Consider the following 19,071-nt stretch of genomic DNA (forward strand, 5'->3'; position numbering starts at 1 on the left):
TCTCAGTCGGTGGGTCGAGTGCTGCGGGTGAGGCCCGCCGCGGTGTAGTAGCCGGTGATGTGCGCACGAACGAGAGTCCTCGCCGCCGTGGCATCACCCGCTGCGATGGCCCCGACGATGGCTCGATGCTCGGAGCGGAGCACGTCGGCCATGGCGCCCCAGTCGTCGATCGCGGCCGCGCCCTCCCGCACGTACGACTCGATCGCCGTGCGCAGCCCTGCCATGATCGCCGCGACGACGGTGTTGCCGCTGGACTCGGCGAGTGCGAGGTGCAACTGCGCGTCGAGGGCGAGGAACTCGGCGGACGTGAGCGCGTCGGCCTCCATCGCCTCGATCACTCGGTGCGCGACAGAGAGATCGGGCTCGTCCTGCCCGGCCAACGCCTCGACGACGGCGTCTTCGAGCAGCAGACGGGTCTGCACCACATCCGCGAGCGGGAAGCCCTGCGCAGCGACCTGGAGACGCAGGAGCGTCGACATGCCGCCGGTCGGCGTGGCGATCACGATCGCCCCCGACTGGGGCCCTGAGCCCGTCGCGGTGCGGATCAAGCCCATCACCTCGAGCACGCGAACAGCCTCGCGGACACTCGATCGCCCGACGCCGAGGTCGGCCGCGAGGTCGCGTTCAGAGGCGAGGCGGTCGCCGGGGCCGAGGCGGCCGTCGAGAAGGTCCCGCTCGATGTGCTCGAGGACGAGGCGCCAGGCGCGTGCAGGCTGCTCCGGCATCCGCTCTCCTCATCGTTCGCGTTCGGCTGCGTCCGTCGCGGTCGTGCTCATGTGGTCTGACCACAGTAGCGCGTGTGGTCAGACCACGCAATCCGCGCATGCCGAGACACCGCCCGAAGGCAGAGGGAGGATGTGCAGGGGGCTCTCAGCCCAGACGCCCGCCGGACTCCTCGAGGTAGCACGCACCGCACAGCGACTCGTACGTCGTGATCTCCGGCGCCACCGACCCGTCGGCGCCCTCGTCGATCGCGACCTGATCGCCGTCGAAGACGAAGCGCCCGCCGACCACGCGGCCGTTGAAGACGGCCTTGCGCCCGCAGCGGCAGATGGTCTTGAGCTCTTCGAGAGAGTGCGCGATGGCGAGAAGCCGTGCCGAACCCGGGAATGCGTGCGTCAAGAAGTCGTTGCGGATCCCGTAGGCGATCACCGGGATGCCGTCCTCGATCGCGATGCGGAAGAGGTCGTCGACCTGCTCGGAGGTGAGGAACTGCGCCTCGTCGATGAGGAGACACGCGACGTCGAGCGCTCCGCCCGCGAGGTGCTCCCCCGCGGCAGCGCTGCGCACCGCCTCTCGCTGCGCCGCGAACAGCGCTCGCGCGTCGGCATCGGCGCCGATGAGGAAGTCGACCTCTCGAGTCACCCCGAGACGGCTCGCGATCTCGGAGGCGCCCTTGGTGTCGATCGCCGGCTTCGCGAGCAGCACATGCTGACCGCGTTCCTCGTAGTTGTAGGCGGCCTGGAGCAGCGAGGTGGACTTGCCCGAGTTCATCGCCCCGTAGCGGAAGTAGAGCTTCGCCACCGGCGCGCTACTCGTTGATGCCGAGGGTGGCCGCCGTCGCCGCGGTGGACTTCGCCGCCAGCTCGGGGCTCTTGTTCAGCTGCTCGCCGAACGTGGGGATGAGCTCACGCAGCTCGGACTCCCACCCGGGGTACTCCTCGGGGAAGCACTTCTTGAGCAGATCGAGCATGATCGGCACGGCAGTGGACGCACCGGGCGAGGCCCCGAGCAGACCGGCGATCGAGCCGTCGGCTGCCGCGACCACCTCGGTGCCGAACTGCAGGATGCCGCCCTTCTTGGCATCCTTCTTCATCACCTGTGCACGCTGACCGGCGTCGATGAGCGTCCAGTCCTCGTCCTTCGCCGTCGGCATGAATGTGCGGAGGCTGTCGACCTTCTTGGCGTGGTTCTTCATCAGCTCCCCCACCAGGTACGTGATGAGGTCGGGGTTCGCGAACGCGACGCGCAGCATCGGCCACAGGTTGTGCGTGCGCACCTGCGACACGATGTCGAGCATCGAGCCGTTCTTGAGGAACTTGGGGCTGAACGTCGCGAACGGACCGAACATGAGCGAGGCCTCGCCGTCGACCACACGGGTGTCGAGGTGCGGCACCGACATGGGCGGCGCTCCGACGGATGCCTGCGAGTAGACCTTGGCCTGGTGCTGGGCGACGATCTTCGGGTTCGAGGTCTTGAGGAACTGACCACCGATCGGGAAGACGCCGTAGCCCTTGATCTCGGGGATCCCCGAGCGCTGCAGCAGCTTGAGCGCCCAGCCGCCGGCGCCGACGAACACGAAGCGCGCCTTGATCTGGTTGGGCGTGCGCCCGATCGTCGTGCGGTAGTTGATGAGCCAGGTGCCGTCTTTCTGCTTCTTCAGGCTCTTGACCTCGTGGTTGGTGCGCAGCGTGACGCCCGAATCGGTGAGGTGGTCGAAGAGCTGGTGCGTGAGCGCACCGAAGTCGACGTCGGTGCCCGCGGGCACGCGGGTGGCCGCGAACGGCTCACCCTTGCGGCGCTGCTGCATCAGCAGCGGCGCCCACTTGTTGATGACGCGCGAGTCCTCGCTGTACTCGATGCCGTCGAACAGGGGCTGCTTCTTGAGGACCTCGTAGCGGTCCTTGAGGTACTTGACGTCCTTCTCACCGCGGACGAACGTCATGTGCGGGGTCGCGTTGATGAAGGTCGACGGAGCGTCGAGCACTCCCCTGTCGACCAGCGACGACCAGAACTGACGACTCTGCTGGAATTGCTCGTTGATCGAGACGGCCTTGGCCGGGTCGAGTGGAGCACCCTTCTGCTGCGGCATGTAGTTCAGCTCGCAGAGCGCCGCGTGGCCGGTGCCCGCATTGTTCCAGGGGTTCGAGGACTCCTGCGCCACATCGGAGAGTCGCTCGAAGGCGACGATCTTCCAATCCGGCTGCAATTCGTGCAGCAGGGTACCCAGGGTGGCGCTCATGATGCCACCACCGATCAAGACGACATCGACGGTTTCGGTCACCGGAACAGTCTAGTTCGAGGTCACGGCGCTGCCGACCACGCGGGCGGGCCAGATCAGACCGGTTCCGCATGGCGGGGATGCGATCAGGCTATGGCCACCAGGCGCTCGGCGAGGATCTCGGCGATCTGCACGGCATTCAGCGCCGCGCCCTTGCGCAGGTTGTCGTTGCTGATGAACAGCACGAGGCCCTTGTTCTCGGGCGCGGACTGATCTGCGCGGATGCGACCGACGAAGCTCGGATCCTTGCCCGCCGCCTGCAGCGGGGTGGGCACCTCATCGAGAACGACGCCGGGAGCCGCGGAGAGCACCTCGGTCGCGCGCTCGGGAGTGATGTCTCGGGCGAACTCGACGTTGATCGAGAGCGAGTGACCCGTGAAGACCGGCACACGCACGCAGGTGCCCGCGACGCGGAGGTCGGGCAGCTCGAGGATCTTGCGGCTCTCGTTGCGGAGCTTCTTCTCCTCATCGGTCTCGTTCTGGCCGTCGTCGACGAGGTTGCCCGCGAACGGGATGACATCGAATGCGATCGGCGCGACGTACTTCTCGGGCTGGGGGAAGTCGATCGACGAGCCGTCGTGCACGAGACGCAGCGTGTCGCCCTGGGCGAGCACGCCCTCGACCTGGCCGAGAAGCTCCTGCGCACCGGCGAGGCCGGAACCGGAGACGGCCTGGTACGTCGAGACGATGAGCCGTTCGAGGCCCGCCTCGGCATCCAGAGCCTTCAGCGCCGGCATGGCGGCCATCGTGGTGCAGTTCGGGTTGGCGATGATGCCGCGAGGGCGGTCGTCGATCGCATGCGGGTTGACCTCGCTGACCACGAGCGGAACCTCGGGGTCATTGCGCCAGGCGCTGGAGTTGTCGACGACGACGGCTCCGGCCTCGGCGAAACGAGGAGCGTAGGCGCGGCTGGCGGTCGCACCGGCCGAGAAGAGGGCGATGTCGATGCCCCGGGCATCCGCGGTCTCGACGTCTTCGACGATGACCGTCGCTCCTCCGAACTCGATGGCCGTGCCCGCGGAGCGCGACGACGAGAACAGGCGCAGCTCGCGGATCGGGAAGGATCGCTCGATGAGGATCTCTCGCATCACGGTGCCCACCTGGCCGGTGGCGCCGACGATGGCGACGGAGAGTCCTGAGTCGGAGATGCGGGTCATGATGTTCCTTGGCGTCGTGCAGTACTGCATGCGAGGCTTCGGGCGCGACGTCGGGGTGCGGATGCCGTGCCTGGCGCCGATGTCAGGGTTTCGGTGAGTCTATCGTGTTGAGGTCAGCGCCCGGTGCCGGCGTGGACGGTCGCCTCGGCGTCGCCGTCGAGGCCATAGGCGGTGTGCACGGTACGGGCGGCCTCGGCGAGGTCGGTGTCGCGCAGCACGACCGAGATGCGGATCTCGGAGGTCGAGATCATCTCGATGTTGATGCCGCCGGCCGAGAGCGCCTCGAACAGCACGGCAGAGACGCCGGAGTGCGTGCGCATGCCGGCACCCACGACCGACAGCTTGCCGATCTGGTCGTCGTGCACGAGGTTCTGGAAGCCGACCTCGGTCTGCTCACCGGCCAGCGCCTTCAGCGCGCCCGCGGAGTCGGCCTTGGGAACCGTGAACGAGATGTCGGTGCGACCGGTCGCAGACACGTTCTGCACGATCATGTCGACGTTCGCGCCGGACTTGGCGACGATCTTGAAGATCTCCGCGGCCTTGCCCGGAACGTCGGGAACGCCCGCGACCGTGATCTTGGCCTGGCCGAAATCGGTGGCGACACCGGCGACGATCGGTTCTTCCATGGCTGCTGCTCCCTCGGCTTCGCGAGGGTTCTTCATGCCCTCGCCCAGAACGTATGTGCCCTCGGACGACGAGAACGTCGAACGGGCGTGGATCAGGACGCCGTGACGGCGTGCGTACTCGACGGCGCGGATATAGAGAACCTTGGCGCCGTTGGCGGCGAGCTCGAGCATCTCCTCGCTGCCGATGTGGTCGAGCTTCTGCGCCTTCGGGATGACGCGAGGGTCAGCCGTGAAGATGCCGTCGACGTCGCTGTAGATCTCGCAGACATCCGCATCGAGGGCCGCGGCCAGGGCGACGGCCGTCGTGTCGGAGCCGCCGCGGCCGAGCGTGGTGATGTCACGGGTGTCGCGGTTGAACCCCTGGAACCCGGCGACGATGACGATCGCCCCCTCATCGAGGGCCTCCCGCAGACGGATGGGCGTGACGTCGACGATGCGCGCCGCACCGTGCTGCGAGTCGGTGATCATTCCCGCCTGGCTGCCGGTGAACGAACGCGCCTCGAACCCCATCGAGTGGATGGCCATGGCGAGGAGCGCCATCGAGATGCGCTCTCCGCTCGAGAGGAGCATGTCGAGCTCGCGCGGAGCGGGGATCGGAGCCACCTCGTTCGCCAGGTCGAGCAGCTCGTCGGTCGTGTCGCCCATCGCGCTCACGGCGACGACCACGTCATGCCCCGCACGGCGTGTATCGACGATGCGCTTGGCGACGCGCTTGATGCTCTCTGCGTCGGCGACTGAGGAGCCGCCGTACTTCTGCACGATGAGGGCCACGTTCACTCCCTGGGATGTCGGGCGGATCCGCCCACACTCATTCTACGATCGGCGCGTATGCGCTTCTTCGCATGTGACGCTGTCGAGCGAAGTCAGGGAGCCGGCGGCAGGGGCGCGACAGCCAGGTCGGGAGTTGCGGGGGCCTGCGGGCGGAGGCGTCCGCCGGTGGCGGCGAACCAGCAGCCCACGATGATGAGCGGGAATCCGATGAGCAGCCCCGGTGTCAGGGGCTCGGCGAGCACGATCGCCCCGAGGATTATCGCCACGACCGGGTTGACGTAGGTGAACAGCGGGGCACGAACAGGACCGACCTCGCGGATGAGCGCGAAGAACGCCAGGAAGGCGACGGCGGTGCAGATGACGGCCAACGCCAGGAGCGCGAAGATCGAGGGAAGCGTCGGCACCTCGTGCTGCGTGAGCAGACCGATGGGCAGATAGATCACACCGATCATGAGCAGTGACAGCGTGATGGTGCCCAGCGAGGGGACGTCGTTGAGCTTGCGCGCCACGATGAAGGGCGCGATCGCATAGAGGACGGCCACCAGCAGCACCTCCCCGGCCGCGAGCAGACTGACCTCTCCGCCGAAGAGTCCGGGGCCGGCGACCACGATCGCGACGCCGATGAATCCCACGAGAAGGCCGATTCCGCGCGTCGGGCGCAGAACGCCCCGATCCCCGCCGCTCAGGGCGATCAGGGCGGCGAACAGTGGCACCGTCGCGACGAGCAGACCGGTCATGCCCGAGGGCAGGGTCATCTCTGCGTGACCGAGCAGCAGGAACGGGCCGGCCATCTCGACGAGCCCGAAGGCGAGCACCCAGGGCCAGTGCTTCCACGCAGCTCTCAGCGCACCGCCTCGAAGCGCGAACGGCAGGAGCAGCAGTGCCGCGATGAGGGTGCGCCCTGCGACGATGGCGGGCGGCGAGAACGACTCGACCGCGATGCTGATGAACAGATAGGGCACGCCCCACAGCAGCGCCATGGCGCCGAACAGCAGCCAGCCGCGTCGCGTGAAGCCGCCCTGGGCGTTCACAGCACGCGACGGCCCTCGAAGGCGCGCCCAAGAGTGACCTCGTCGGCGTATTCGAGGTCTCCACCGACCGGAAGTCCGGAGGCGAGGCGGGACACGGTGATCTGCATGGTGGTGAGCAGACGACTGAGATAGCTGGCCGTCGCCTCACCCTCGAGGTTGGGGTTCGTCGCGAGGATGACCTCCTGCACCGTGGCATCGGCGAGCCGAGTCATCAGCTGCGCGATGCGGAGATCGTCGGGTCCGATGCCGGCGATCGGGCTGATCGCCCCGCCGAGCACGTGGTAGAGACCACGGAACTCACGGGTGCGTTCGATCGCGGCGACGTCCTTCGCGTCTTCGACCACGCAGATGAGGGCAGGATTGCGTCTGGGGTCGCGGCAGATCGCGCAGCGGTCCTGCTCCGACACGTTGCCGCAGATCTCGCAGAAGCGCACCCGCACCCGCACCTCGACGAGCAGCTCGGCGAGCCGCGCGACGTCGAACGTCGGCGTCTGCAGGATGTGGAATGCGATGCGCTGCGCGGACTTGGGGCCGATTCCGGGGAGCCGACCGAACTCGTCGATCAGCTCCTGAACGATTCCGTCGTACATCAGGAGAACCTCGTCGGGGGCTCGTAGGGCTCTTCGCGAACGAACGTCGCGCCGAGCACCTGGCGGATCACGGCCTCGCCGTAGCGCTGGACTCCCCCGGCGGGGGTGCGCTCAGTGATCACCGGGGCTGCTGCGGCCGAAGCCACCTTGCGCACCGGGGCTGCCTGCACAGGCGTCGACCGCGCGGATGCGGAGGGAGACGCCGACTGCGCGCGGGCGGCCGTCGGTGCGGCCTGCGACGTCGGCGCAGGCTCGTAGGACGGGTCGTACGGCGGTTCGTCGTCGAAATAGGGCGGCTCGTCGTCGAGGGGAGGCGGCGGTTCGTCTCCCTCGCCGGGCCGATCATCGCTCGGAGTCGAGGGCGTCGGCATCGGCGCGGCCGCAGGGGCTGCCGACGGGGCCGCCGGCGGGGTCGTCGCCGCGGCCGGCACCGGGGCGGGCGCCGGGACCGGCACCGCCACTTCGGATGCCGGAATCGACGCGACCGCCCATTCGGTCACCGGGGCTGAGGACGCACGGTTGTTCTGAGGCGGTGATGTCCGAGCGGCGGCCGTCTCAGCGTCCGGCGTCTGAGGACGAGGTGTCTGAGATCGCGGTGCCTGAGCGCTGGGTGAGCTCGCTGACGCAGGCTCCGATGCGGGCGCGTCGTCTGCCGGGCGCGCCGCTGCGGGCGAGGAGGGCTGGCGAGGAGCACCACCCGTCGGCATCGGTGCGGGCAGGTACTTGACCCGCACACCGAGTTCCTGCTCGATGGCTCCGCGCAGATGATCGGACGGGCCGGAACCCGGCGTCGTGCCCTTGAACTTCGCCACGTCGTGCTGGCTGGCGAAGCCGAGGGTCAGCACCTCTGTCTCGGTGACGAACGCGAGCGGCTGCACGGCGGTGGCCAGCAACCATGACGTGCGGCTGACGCTCTCGAGCCTCTTGAGCACGGCCGGCCAGGCGGCGGTGATCTGCTCGAACGCGACCGGGCCTGAGGGCACCGCGGTGTCGGCCACCGGTTCGGCGGCGGGTGTGCTCGTCGTCGCAGCGCGCGACGCCACGGGCTCGGCATCCGCGTTCTCGGCCACAGGGGCCTCGGCCACGACAGCAGTCGGCCGGGCGCCAGCCGACTCGGCCTCGACGGGATCGGTCGCGGCAGCGGCGGCTGCAGCCTCAGGGGCAGCAACCGCACCGGGCTGAGCAGCGGCAGCAGCAGCAGCGGGCTGAGACGCACCAGCATTCGTCGCGCGTGCCGGCGCTCCCGAGGCGCTCTGCGCGGACGGGACGGCCGCGACCGCTGCCCCTCCGGAGGCGAGCACACGAGCGACCATCAGCTCGAGGTGCAGTCGGGGTGACGTCGCGCCCGACATGTCGTCGAGAGCGGCGCTGACGATGTCTGCCGTGCGCGACAGCCGCGCCGAACCGAACGAATCCGCCTGGGTGCGCATGCGAGCGAGCTCGTCGTCGGCGATGCCGCGGAGCACGGAGGATGCCCCGGCTCCGACGGCCGCGATCACGATGAGGTCACGCAGGCGTTCGAGCAGGTCGTCGACGAAACGACGGGGGTCCTGCCCGGTCTGCACCACGCGGTCGATGGCGGGGAACGCCGCGGCCGCGTCGGCGGCGGCGAGCGCGTCGACGATCTCGTCGAGAAGGGCCGCGTGGGTGTAGCCGAGGAGAGCGACAGCGCGCTCGTAGGCGACGGTCACGGTCTCGGAGCCCGCGGGCGAATCGGACCCGGCGATCAGCTGGTCGAGCAGCGAGAGGGTGTCTCGCGGAGAGCCTCCTCCTGCCCGGACCACCAGGGGCAGCACACCGCGCTCGGCGACCACGCCCTCTTCGCCGCACAGCTTCTCGACGTACTCGAGCATCGCGGCCGGCGGCACCAGACGGAACGGGTAGTGGTGCGTGCGCGAGCGGATCGTGCCGAGCACCTTCTCGGGCTCGGTCGTCGCGAAGATGAACTTCACGTGCTCCGGCGGCTCTTCGACGAGCTTGAGGAGGGCGTTGAATCCCTGCGGCGTCACCATGTGCGCCTCGTCGAGGATGAAGATCTTGTAGCGGTCGCGGCTGGGGGCGAATGTCGCCCGCTCGCGCAGGTCGCGGGCGTCATCGACGCCGTTGTGGCTGGCCGCATCGATCTCGACGACGTCGAGTGATCCGCCGCCGGCGCGCGACAGCTCGACGCAGCTCGGGCACGTGCCGCAGGGCACGTCGGTCGGCCCCTCGGCGCAGTTGAGGCAGCGGGCGAGGATGCGCGCAGACGTCGTCTTTCCGCACCCACGGGGTCCGGAGAACAGATATGCGTGGCCGACACGGTCGCCGCGGAGGGCGGTCATCAGAGGTTCGGTCACCTGGGACTGCCCGATCATCTCGCCGAACGACTCGGGGCGGTAGCGGCGGTAGAGGGCTGTGGTCACCAGAACAGCCTACGGCGTGCCACGGACGTTCCGGCAGCCGGGCGCCGACGATCGTGCGGTGATCCTCGGCGCGCCGCTCGGGCCGCCGAAGTGCGGTGAGGAATCACGACGACACCGCCTCGAAGACGCCGCCGACGACCTCGACGACCCCACCGGTCGCGTCGACCAGATCTCCGACGGCGTTCACCAGATTCACGACGCCTCCGACCAGCTGGATCACGTCGATCACGGCCCCTGCCACCTCCATGGCGTCGCCTATCCCCTCGGCGACGCGCAGCTCGCGCGACTCGGTCTGCAGCACAGCCGTCCACGATCGCTCGAGGCCGAAGAGCACCGCATAGGGCAGCAGTCGCTCGTTGAGCAGGAATCTCTCGAGTCGTGCGCTCGCGGCTTCAGGAGAGACATCCGCCCTCAGGTCCGCTCCCCCGGCCGATTGCGAGAACCGCAGCGGCTCCGCCTCGGCGAGGGCGATGTACTCGCGCATCCCGGCGAGATGCTCGCGCATCGGCTGCGCGGCCGGGTGGAATCGGCGCCAGGGACTCGGTGCGACAACGATGGCGGCGACCGCGGCGACCAGACCGGCGATCAGCACCACGTAGAGCGCGGCACCCGGTTCGCTCACCGCCCAGGCGGCGATCAGCAGGAGGAGGCAGACCCCGGTCACCAGCACGGCGGCGACGCGGATCAGGAACGTGGCCCATCCTCGTCGCCCCCGGGCGATGAGCCCCGCGGATGCGAGTCGCTTCTCCGTCTCGTCGATGACCCCGCGAACCCGTCGGTGCAACGCCCGAGCATCCGAGCTGAACCGTCGCACCCGCCCCGGAGTGTGATCCGGACCGAACAGCGTCTCGAGGACGCTGAGCTCCTCGGGCGTGAACGTCGCGCCCTCCACGATCTCCATGCCGACAGGCGCGCGCTTTCGCGACCCGCCGGGCGCCACCGTGTCCGCATCGACGAGCAGCCGCACCTTGCGGCGCACGGCCAGATCGATCAGAGCGGCGGCGACCGCCCTCCGATCCGCGTTCAGCAGCAGCGCGTCATACAGCACGGTCGCGCCTTCGGCGGGCGCGAACCGCGCCCCGGGAGACGCGACGCGCTGCACCGAGCGGGCACGCTCGACCACGGCGAGCACGAGCAGGAGCAGCGCGGGCGCGAGCCCGAACAGAGCTGCGGTGATCAGCACCCTCAGTCGATCGACTCGATGATGGGAATAGCGGTCGTGATGACCGGGACGGAAGCCGACAGGCGCGTGCCGTCTTCGCGAAGGGCGTCCGCGAACTGCCGCAGCGACGGGCGCCCGGGGATCATCGGTCCCTGATCGGCGAGCGGCACGACGACCTCTTCCTCGGTCGAGGCGATGTGTGCGACATCGCGCACCGTGAACGGCACCGGATCTCCGGTGAGCACGCGGACGCGCAGCTCGCCCGTCGTGAGCGTGATCTGCAGCGCAGACCCCTGCCACTGCAACGGGTACGACAGCGACGGCCAGTCGGCAGGCAGCCGCGGGTCGAAGCTGAGCTCGCCGGCGTAATCGCGCATGCCGCCGAAGCCGCACACGAGAGCCGTCCACACGCCGCCGGCGGAGGCCACGTGCACACCGTCGGCCGCGTTGTGGTGCAGGTCGTGGAGGTCGACGAACAGCGACTGCCGGAAGTACTGCAGAGCGAGATCCTGGTAGCCGACCTCGGCGGCGAGGATCGACTGCACGACCGCCGACAGCGTCGAGTCGCCGGTGGTCAGCGGGTCGTAGTAGTCGAAGTCCGCCTTCTTCTCCTCCGGCGTGAAGTGGTTGCCCTGCAGGAACAGCGCGAGCACGACATCCGCCTGCTTGAGCACCTGGAACCGGTAGATGACGAGCGGGTGGAAGTGCAGCAGCAGCGGCCGCTGCTCCTTCGGCGTGTGGGCGAGATCCCACACCTCGCGCTCGAGGAACAGCGAATCCTGCGGGTGGATGCCGAGGCTCTCGCTGAACGGGATGAACATCGCATCGGCGGCGCGTTCCCAGCCCTCCGCCTCGCCCTCCGCGAGGCCGGTGCGCTCGACGACCCTGGCGAACTCCTCGCCGTTGGCCTCCTGCGCCTCTCGCACGACCCTCGCCGCGTAGCGCAGGTTGTAGCGCGCCATGACGTTCGTGTACAGGTTGTCGTTCACGACCGTCGTGTACTCGTCGGGTCCTGTCACACCGTGGATGTGGAAGGTCTCGATGCCGTCGTCGTCTTTCGTGTCGGCGACGAGCCGCGAGGTGCGCCAGAAGCCGAGCGTGGCCCACAGGCGAGCCGTCTCGATCGCGATGTCGATGCCCTCGCGTCGCAGGAAGTCGTCGTCGCCGGTGGCGCGCACGTACTTGCCGAGCGCGAAGCTGACGTCGGCGTTGATGTGGTACTGAGCGGTGCCGGCCGCGTAGTAGGCCGACGCCTCTTCGCCGTTGATCGTGCGCCAGGGGAACAGCGCGCCCGCCTCGTTGAGCTGCGCGGCCCTGCGGCGGGCCGCCGGAAGCATGAGCACTCGCGCCCGAAGAGCGTTGCGCGCCCACTGCGGCGACGTGTATGTGAGGAACGGAAGCACATAGATCTCGGTGTCCCAGAAGTAGTGGCCGCTGTACCCGGACCCCGAGACGCCCTTCGCGGGCACGCCGGTTCCGTCGGCGCGCGCCGAGGCCTGAGCGAGCTGCAGAAGGCACCAGCGGGTCGCCTGCTGGATGTCTTCATGCCCGCCGATCTGCACGTCGCTGCGGCCCCAGAAGGCGGCGAGCCACTCGGCCTGCCGGTCGAACTGCGCCTGGACGCCCTCGAACGCGACGCGGTCGAGGGAGCGACGGCAGCGGTCGACGAGCTCGCGGGCCGGCACGCCTCGGGACGTGTGGTAGCTGACGAGCTTGGTGACCGTGATGGGCACCCCGGCCTTCGCCTGCACACGGAACACGTTCTTCGAGATGTCGGCCTCGATCAGCGTGCGCGACGTGTAGTCGTTCTCGGTCTCGATGATGTGATCCGCGACGACGGCGACCGTCATGCCGGAGTCCGCGACGCTGTACGACAGCGCCGAGCGCAATCCGTCCTGCCAGTATTCGCCGGGCTCGAGCACGCGCTCGGCGATCTTCTCGGCCTTGCGCGGATCGAATCCGCCCTTCGCCTGGTTGGGGGTGCCCGCGTAGACACCTGCACCGTCCTGGCGGTTGATCATCTGGCAGCTGACGGTGACGGGGGCGTCGGCGTTCTCGACGACGACCTCGAGACGGAGCACGGCGAGGTGACGCTCCTCGAAGCTGACGATGCGCTCGTCACGCATGCGCACGCGCTTGCCCGACGGCGTCTCCCACACCACGGTGCGCTCGAGCACACCGGTGCGCATGTCGAGAGTGCGGCGGTACTCGCGCACGTCGGCCTCGTCGAACGAGATCGGCTCGTCGTCGACATACACCCGCATGACCTTCGCATCGGGTGCGTTGACGATCGTCTGCCCGACCTCGGCGAAGCCGTAGGCCTGCTCGGCGTGCCGGATCGGCCACGTCTCGTGCAGACCGTTGATGAAGGTGCCGTGCTCGTGGGCACCTCGGCCCTCGATGTGGTTGCCCCTGAGTCCGAGGTAGCCGTTGCCGACGGCGAACAGCGTCTCGGCCACTCCGTCTTCGGAGTATCGCGTCTCGATGAGTCGCCAGGGGTCTACGGGGAAGCGGTCGCGGTCGATCATGCGGTGTCCTCGTCTTGGGAGCGGATGGCCTGAGCGGCGGATTCTGAATCGAGGTCGGCGACCTGGTCGGCCGCGGCGTCGACGAACACGTCGAGATCGCTGACGACGACGGTCGCGCCGGCGGCGCGCAACGCATCGGCTCCGGTGCCGCGATCGACGCCGACGACGATCGCGAACCCCGCGGCGGCCGCGGAGGCCGCGCCCGAGGTCGCATCCTCGACGGCGATGCTGCGGGCGGGATCGACGCCCAGAGCGACGGCGCCGGCGCTGAACATGTCGGCGGCGGGCTTCGAGGCGAGGTTGTCGCGTTCGGCGACGACGCCGTCGACCACGACGCGGAAGAACGAGCGGATGCCGGCGGCGGCGAGCACCTCTTCGGCGTTCTTGGAGCTCGAGACGACGCCGATCGGGATGCCGGCTGCCGACAGCTTCTCGACGAGCGCGAGCGATCCGGGGAACGGGGCGATGCCCTCGCCCCGCAGTGACTCGGCGAATGCGGCGTTCTTGCGATTGCCGATGCCGCAGATGGTCTCGGCCTCGGGCGGGTCGTCGACCGCTCCCCACGGGATCTCGACATTGCGGCTGCGCAGCAGGCTCGCCACGCCGTCGTAGCGCTTCTTTCCGTCGACGTAGTCGAAGTAGTCGGCATCCGAGTACGGAGGCGTGATGCCCCAGCGTTCGAACACGTCGTCGAACACGACCTTCCAGGCGCGCATGTGCACCTCGGCGGTCGGCGTCAGCACCCCGTCGAGGTCGAACAGGACGCCTTCGGCGCGGAGCGGATCGGGCAGGGCTTCGGGCACAGGAGCCTCCAGGAGAAGGACGAGGGGTATTGCCGGCACCTCTCCGTGCCACTGTGCAAGCGTAGTGGCGCCCGGCGCCGGGCGGTAACCCCCGAGGCGTGTCGATCAGAGCATTCGGGAGGTCTGTCTGGCGATCTCGAGCTCTTCGTTCGTGGGCACCACGAGCACGGCGACGCGCGACTCGTCGGTGGAGATCCGTCGGATGCCGCGCTGCCGCGCCGCGTTGCGCTCCTGATCGATCTCTACGCCGGCGAATCCGAGCGTCGCCATCGCCTCTGCGCGCACGGCAGCCGCGTTCTCGCCGACCCCCGCGGTGAAGGAGATCACGTCGACACCGCCGAGCTGGGCGATGTACGACCCCGCGTAGGCGCGCAGCCGGTGGATGTAGACGTCGAAAGCGAGCGTCGCCGCCGCATCTCCGGCATCCCTGCCGGCGAGGATGTCGCGCATGTCACTGTGCCCGGCGAGCCCCTTCAGGCCACTGCGCGAGTTCAGGAGCGCGTCGAGATCGTCGATCGAGTATCCGGCTCTCCGCGACAGATGCACCAGCGCCGCGGGGTCGAGGTCGCCCGACCGGGTTCCCATCACGAGCCCCTCGAGCGGAGTCAGCCCCATCGACGTCTCGACCGATCGCCCGCCGTCGATCGCGGTCACCGATGCCCCGTTGCCGAGGTGGAAGACGATCTGCCGCAGTGTGCCGAGGTCGCGGTCGAGGAACGCGGCCGCCGACTCGCTCACGAACTGGTGGCTCGTGCCGTGGAATCCGTACCGGCGCACCCGATGCTCGGCGGCGAGCGCGGCGTCGATCGCGTAGGTGTAAGCGGCCGGCGGCAGGGTCTGATGGAACGCCGTGTCGAACACCGCGACGTGCGGGACGTCGGAGAACACCGCCTTCGCCGCCACGATGCCGGCGAGGTTCGCAGGGTTGTGCAGCGGGGCGAGCACCGAGAGCTCCTCGATCTGGTCCTCGACGTTCTGAGTGACGAGAGTCGGCGCATAGAACCTCGCCCCGCCGTGCACGACACGGTGACCGACCGCGACCGGAGGATGCTCGTCGAGCAGCGGGCCGTGCTCGGCGAACTGCTCGAGCATCACCGTGAATGCCGCACCATGATCGGCGACGGGGCGCTCGGAGTCGTACGAGGCGTCGAGCATCGCCACGACGGCATCCGCGGTGGTGTCAGGACGGACCGTATGCCGGATCGCACTGAGATCCTGCCCGATGCGCTCGATGAGGCCCGCCGCGAGCTCGTTCTCGTTCTCGATGTCGATCAGGCTGTACTTGAGAGACGAGGACCCGCTGTTGATGACGAGGATGGCGCTCATGCGGTCGTTCCTTCGGACTGTGCCTGGATGGCCGTGATCGCCACGGTGTTGACGATGTCGTCGACCAGCGCGCCGCGCGACAGATCGTTGATCGGCTTGTTGAGTCCCTGCAGCACTGGTCCGATCGCGACGGCGCCCGCCGAGCGCTGCACGGCCTTGTAGGTGTTGTTGCCGGTGTTGAGGTCGGGGAACACGAAGACGGTCGCGCGCCCCGCCACTGCGGAGTCGGGGAGCTTCGCCTTCGCCACCGCGGCGTCGGCGGCGGCGTCGTACTGGATCGGTCCCTCGACGAGCAGCTCCGGTGCGCGCTCATGCACGAGAGCGGTGGCGGCGCGGACCTTGTCGACATCGGCACCCGACCCGGATTCGCCGGTCGAATACGAGAGCATCGCGATGCGCGGCTCGATGCCGAACTGCTGCGCGGTGGCGGCCGACGAGATCGCGATGTCGGCCAGCTGCTCGCTGGTCGGGTCGGGGATCACGGCGCAGTCGCCGTACACGAGCACCCGGTCGGCGAGCGCCATCAGGAAGACGCTCGAGACGACGTTGACCCCCGGCTTCGTCTTGATGATCTCGAACGACGGGCGGATCGTGTGCGCGGTCGTGTGGGCGGCGCCCGAGACCATGCCGTCGGCGAGCCCGAGGTGCACCATCATCGTGCCGAAGTACGAGACGTCGGTGACGGTGTCGGCCGCCTGGGCCAGCGTGATGCCCTTGTGCGCACGCAGTCGCGCATATTCCGTCGCGAAGCGGTCGACCATCTCAGGATCGGTCGGGCTGATCACCTGCGCTGCCGAGATGTCGACCCCCAGCTCGACCGCGCGGGCCCGGATCGCCGACTCGTCGCCGAGGATCGTGAGGTCGGCGACCTCGCGGGCCAGCAGGGTGGCGGCCGCACGGAGGATGCGATCGTCATCGCCCTCCGGCAGCACGATGCGGCGACGGTCGGAGCGTGCGCGCTCGATGAGTCCGTACTCGAACATCAGCGGAGTCACGACGCGCGACTCGGCGAGACCCAGCTGAGTGGTGAGCTCGGCGATGTCGACGTGTGTCTGGAAGAGCCCCAACGCGCGGTCGTAGCGGCCGCGGGACTCGGGAGAGATGCGTCCCCGCGCGCCCATCACGCGCACCGCGGTGTCGTAGGTGCCCAGGTCGGTCGCGATGATCGGCACGGTCGAGGTGAAGCCGTCGAGCAGCTGCACGATCGGCTCCGGCAGCGGGAACGGGCCGTTGAGGATGATGCCGGCGACCCGCGGGAACGTGCCGGAGGCATCGGCGAGCAGCGTCGCCAGCAGCACCTCGGTGCGGTCGGCGGGGATCACCACGACCGACTCCTCCGTGAGCCGAGGGAGCACGTTCACCATCGACATGCCCGCGACCACGATCGTCAGGGCCTCGCGACCGAGACGATCAGGGTCGCCCTTGATGAGACGGCCGTCGACGGCGGCTAGGATGCCGTCGATCGACGGCGCCACCAGGGTGCGGTCCTCGGGGATCGCCCACACGGGCGTGGTCTTCTGCGGACGCACCGCTGAGACGGCGGCCTCGATGTCGGCGAGTGCGTCGGGGTCGGCGCGATTGACGACGACGGCGAACAGCTCTGCGCGCTCGACCTCGAGCTCGGAGAGCGCGAGCGCGCCGATCTGTCCGACCGCGGCGGGAGTGCGCGCGGTGGTCGTGCCCAGCTGCTCGGCCTGACGCTGCTGATCACGACCGCTCAGCACGAGCAGCACGGGTGCCGCGAGATTCGCGGCGATCCGAGCGTTGTATCCGAGCTCCGCCGGGCTGGCGACATCGGTGTAGTCGCTGCCGATGATGACCACGGCGTCGCACTGGGCCTCGACGGCCTTGAACCGGGAGACGATCGTCGAGAGCGCTCGGTCGGGATCGTCGCGCACATCGTCGTAGGTCACGCCGATGCAGTCGTCGTAGTCGAGGTGCACGCCGTCGTGTGCGAGCAGCAGCTCGAGCACGTCGTCGCGCTCGGTGACCGACCGCGCTATGGGGCGGAAGACGCCGACCCGGGGCGTGACGCGCATGAGCGCGTCGAGCACGCCGAGGGCGATGGTCGACTTACCGGTATGGCCTTCGGCCGAGGTGATGTAGATGCTCTGCGCCACAGCTCCACCCTAGGTGCACGACCTCATGATCTCGCTGGGTTGACAGCCGTGCGAAATCGCTCAGCAGGGCCTGGAGAGAGCGTCGACCACGGCCGTGGCATCCGCCGCGTAGCGCGTGTAGTACGTGGGGTCGAGGTTGATCTGCACCCGGTGGATCGCGAGCGACTGGTCGATCGACTGCCAGTCGTGCACTCTTGCGAGACGCTCGTAGAACAGCGTCGCGGCGGTCGCCGGGTCCATGCGCTGCTCGGCCGACCCCCACCAGTGCTGCTGCTGGAAGAGCCCGATGCTCGTCGTCCGGCTGCCGTCCGGGTTGGTGAACCCGCTCGTCTCCCAGTCCCCGTAGTCGATGTTGTTCAGGCTGCTCTCGCCCATCGCCGTCATCACCCCGAGGATCTGGCCGTCGCGGCCGAAGCCGAGCGCGGTCGCCGTCTGCATGATGGTCGCCGCGTTCTCGAGCTGCTCGCCCTGCCAGCCCTCGACGCCGGACTCGGGGAACGTGGTCGGATCGGTGATGCAGATCGCCAGCGGCTTCTCGTGAGCGAGCCCCAGCGGGATCAGCACCGCGGCGAGCGCGACGACGATCACGGCTGCGGCCGACAGCGCGATGCGACGCAGCAGCTTCGCGCGCTGGATCCGCCGCTGCGCTCGTCGACGCGGCGACGCACGACGCGTGCGCGACCGCTGACGGGTCGGCGGCTTCCTGCTCGCCGACTTCTTTCCTGCCGTCTTTCTGGCTGCCGGCTTCTTTCGAGTCGCGGCGCCTCGGGTGCTCTGGGTCGCGCTCATGCGCCCCGGCTCTTGGTGCGGCCTCTGCCGATGAATGCGGCGATCCCGCCGCCGATCGCGCCGAACAGATGCGCCTGCCACGAGATGCCCTCGCGCACGCCGACGACGCCGGCGAGCATGGAACCGCCGTAGAGGCCGATCACGATGAGCGCGACGATCGCATAGAGCACGCGGTGTGCGACCCTCCCCGGCGCGAAGACCCGCATGACTGTGTATCCGAAGTATCCGAAGACGAGGCCTGACGCCCCGACCGTCAACGCCCCGGGTGCGTTCACGAGCCATGTGCCGAGTCCGCCGATCACGGCGGCGAACGCGGTGACGGCCCAGAACCTGCGCGCGCCCTCGACTGCGACGAGGCAGCCGAGCACGAGAAGAGGCACGGTGTTGCCGATCAGGTGCGCCCAATCCGCATGCAGAAGAGGACCGACGACGATGCCGCCGAGGCCCGAGAGATCCCACGAGCGGAGCCCGAAGCCGGTGAAGGAGCCGGGGAGGACCGCATCGACGAGCTGCACGGCCCACATCAGGGCGACCAGAAGGAGAGGCGCTGCGAAACGGCCGAGAGCACTGGATCGCGGGGAATCGGCGGTGCTGATCACATCTGGCCTTGTCACGTCACGATCCTGTCAGGACTGACCCGGAGGACGCTGACAAAAAGAAAGTGACTCTCCGCGCACCCAGCAGAGCCCGGTTACCCTTGCTGCGTTTCCGCCCTGGGGGAATTGGCCTGGATGCCGCCACGCGGAGAGCCGTGGACAAGTCTAG

At 68.9% G+C, this 19,071-nt stretch carries 15 protein-coding genes and 1 other RNA gene; all 16 read right to left on the reverse strand.

Translation table 11 applies throughout. The annotated features are described in order from the left end of the window. Positions 1-2: 2 nt before the first annotated feature. The 16 genes from FIV50_RS12935 to ffs all read right to left on the reverse strand — a co-directional run bounded on the left by FIV50_RS12935 (position 3) and on the right by ffs (position 19,060). A complete protein-coding gene (locus FIV50_RS12935) occupies positions 3-725 on the reverse strand; it encodes a FadR/GntR family transcriptional regulator (protein ID WP_140037784.1) in 723 nt (240 codons plus the stop codon). 145 nt (positions 726-870) lie between these two features. Next, positions 871-1,524, reverse strand: coding sequence for a thymidine kinase (locus tag FIV50_RS12940; protein WP_140037785.1), 654 nt, complete (start codon positions 1,522-1,524; stop codon positions 871-873). A 7-nt stretch (positions 1,525-1,531) separates the two neighbouring features. Further along, entirely contained in the window at positions 1,532-3,004 is a 1,473-nt protein-coding gene (locus FIV50_RS12945; protein ID WP_140037786.1) for a malate:quinone oxidoreductase, read from the reverse strand. 83 nt (positions 3,005-3,087) lie between these two features. Beyond that, positions 3,088-4,158 (reverse strand): aspartate-semialdehyde dehydrogenase, encoded by a 1,071-nt coding sequence (locus FIV50_RS12950; protein WP_140037787.1) that lies wholly within the window; start codon positions 4,156-4,158, stop codon positions 3,088-3,090. Between the two features lie 113 nt (positions 4,159-4,271). Further along, a complete protein-coding gene (locus tag FIV50_RS12955) occupies positions 4,272-5,555 on the reverse strand; it encodes an aspartate kinase (protein ID WP_140037788.1) in 1,284 nt (427 codons plus the stop codon). 92 nt (positions 5,556-5,647) lie between these two features. Then, positions 5,648-6,586, reverse strand: coding sequence for a DMT family transporter (locus FIV50_RS12960; protein WP_140037789.1), 939 nt, complete (start codon positions 6,584-6,586; stop codon positions 5,648-5,650). Next, positions 6,583-7,176, reverse strand: coding sequence for a recombination mediator RecR (gene recR, locus FIV50_RS12965; protein WP_140037790.1), 594 nt, complete (start codon positions 7,174-7,176; stop codon positions 6,583-6,585). Before recR ends, FIV50_RS12960 begins: the two co-directional genes overlap by 4 nt. Next, on the reverse strand, positions 7,176-9,578 hold the full coding sequence (locus FIV50_RS12970) for a DNA polymerase III subunit gamma and tau (protein ID WP_181164220.1): 2,403 nt from the start codon (positions 9,576-9,578) through the stop codon (positions 7,176-7,178). Before FIV50_RS12970 ends, recR begins: the two co-directional genes overlap by 1 nt. Before the next feature lie 103 nt (positions 9,579-9,681). Further along, positions 9,682-10,761, reverse strand: a complete 1,080-nt coding sequence (locus FIV50_RS12975) for a DUF2207 family protein (protein WP_181164221.1) — start codon at positions 10,759-10,761, stop codon at positions 9,682-9,684. A gap of 2 nt (positions 10,762-10,763) precedes the next feature. Then, complete coding sequence (locus tag FIV50_RS12980; protein WP_140037793.1) at positions 10,764-13,268, reverse strand: glycoside hydrolase family 65 protein; 2,505 nt, start codon at positions 13,266-13,268, stop codon at positions 10,764-10,766. After that, a complete protein-coding gene (locus FIV50_RS12985; RefSeq protein ID WP_140037794.1) occupies positions 13,265-14,071 on the reverse strand; it encodes an HAD-IA family hydrolase in 807 nt (268 codons plus the stop codon). The genes FIV50_RS12980 and FIV50_RS12985 overlap by 4 nt, the downstream gene beginning before the upstream one ends. Before the next feature lie 105 nt (positions 14,072-14,176). Continuing rightward, the gene (locus tag FIV50_RS12990; protein WP_140037795.1) at positions 14,177-15,397 is read right to left on the reverse strand and encodes an acetate/propionate family kinase; all 1,221 of its coding nucleotides are present in this window, start codon (positions 15,395-15,397) and stop codon (positions 14,177-14,179) included. Then, complete coding sequence (gene pta, locus FIV50_RS12995; protein ID WP_140037796.1) at positions 15,394-17,517, reverse strand: phosphate acetyltransferase; 2,124 nt, start codon at positions 17,515-17,517, stop codon at positions 15,394-15,396. Before pta ends, FIV50_RS12990 begins: the two co-directional genes overlap by 4 nt. Before the next feature lie 60 nt (positions 17,518-17,577). Continuing rightward, positions 17,578-18,306, reverse strand: coding sequence for a hypothetical protein (locus FIV50_RS13000; RefSeq protein WP_140037797.1), 729 nt, complete (start codon positions 18,304-18,306; stop codon positions 17,578-17,580). Beyond that, on the reverse strand, positions 18,303-18,920 hold the full coding sequence (locus FIV50_RS13005) for a rhomboid family intramembrane serine protease (RefSeq protein ID WP_258184263.1): 618 nt from the start codon (positions 18,918-18,920) through the stop codon (positions 18,303-18,305). The genes FIV50_RS13000 and FIV50_RS13005 overlap by 4 nt, the downstream gene beginning before the upstream one ends. A 43-nt stretch (positions 18,921-18,963) precedes the next feature. Next, an RNA gene (gene ffs / locus FIV50_RS13010) (signal recognition particle sRNA small type) lies at positions 18,964-19,060 on the reverse strand. Positions 19,061-19,071 lie beyond the last annotated feature (11 nt).

The organism is Microbacterium foliorum (assembly GCF_006385575.1).
GTDB classification, from domain to species: domain Bacteria; phylum Actinomycetota; class Actinomycetes; order Actinomycetales; family Microbacteriaceae; genus Microbacterium; species Microbacterium foliorum_B.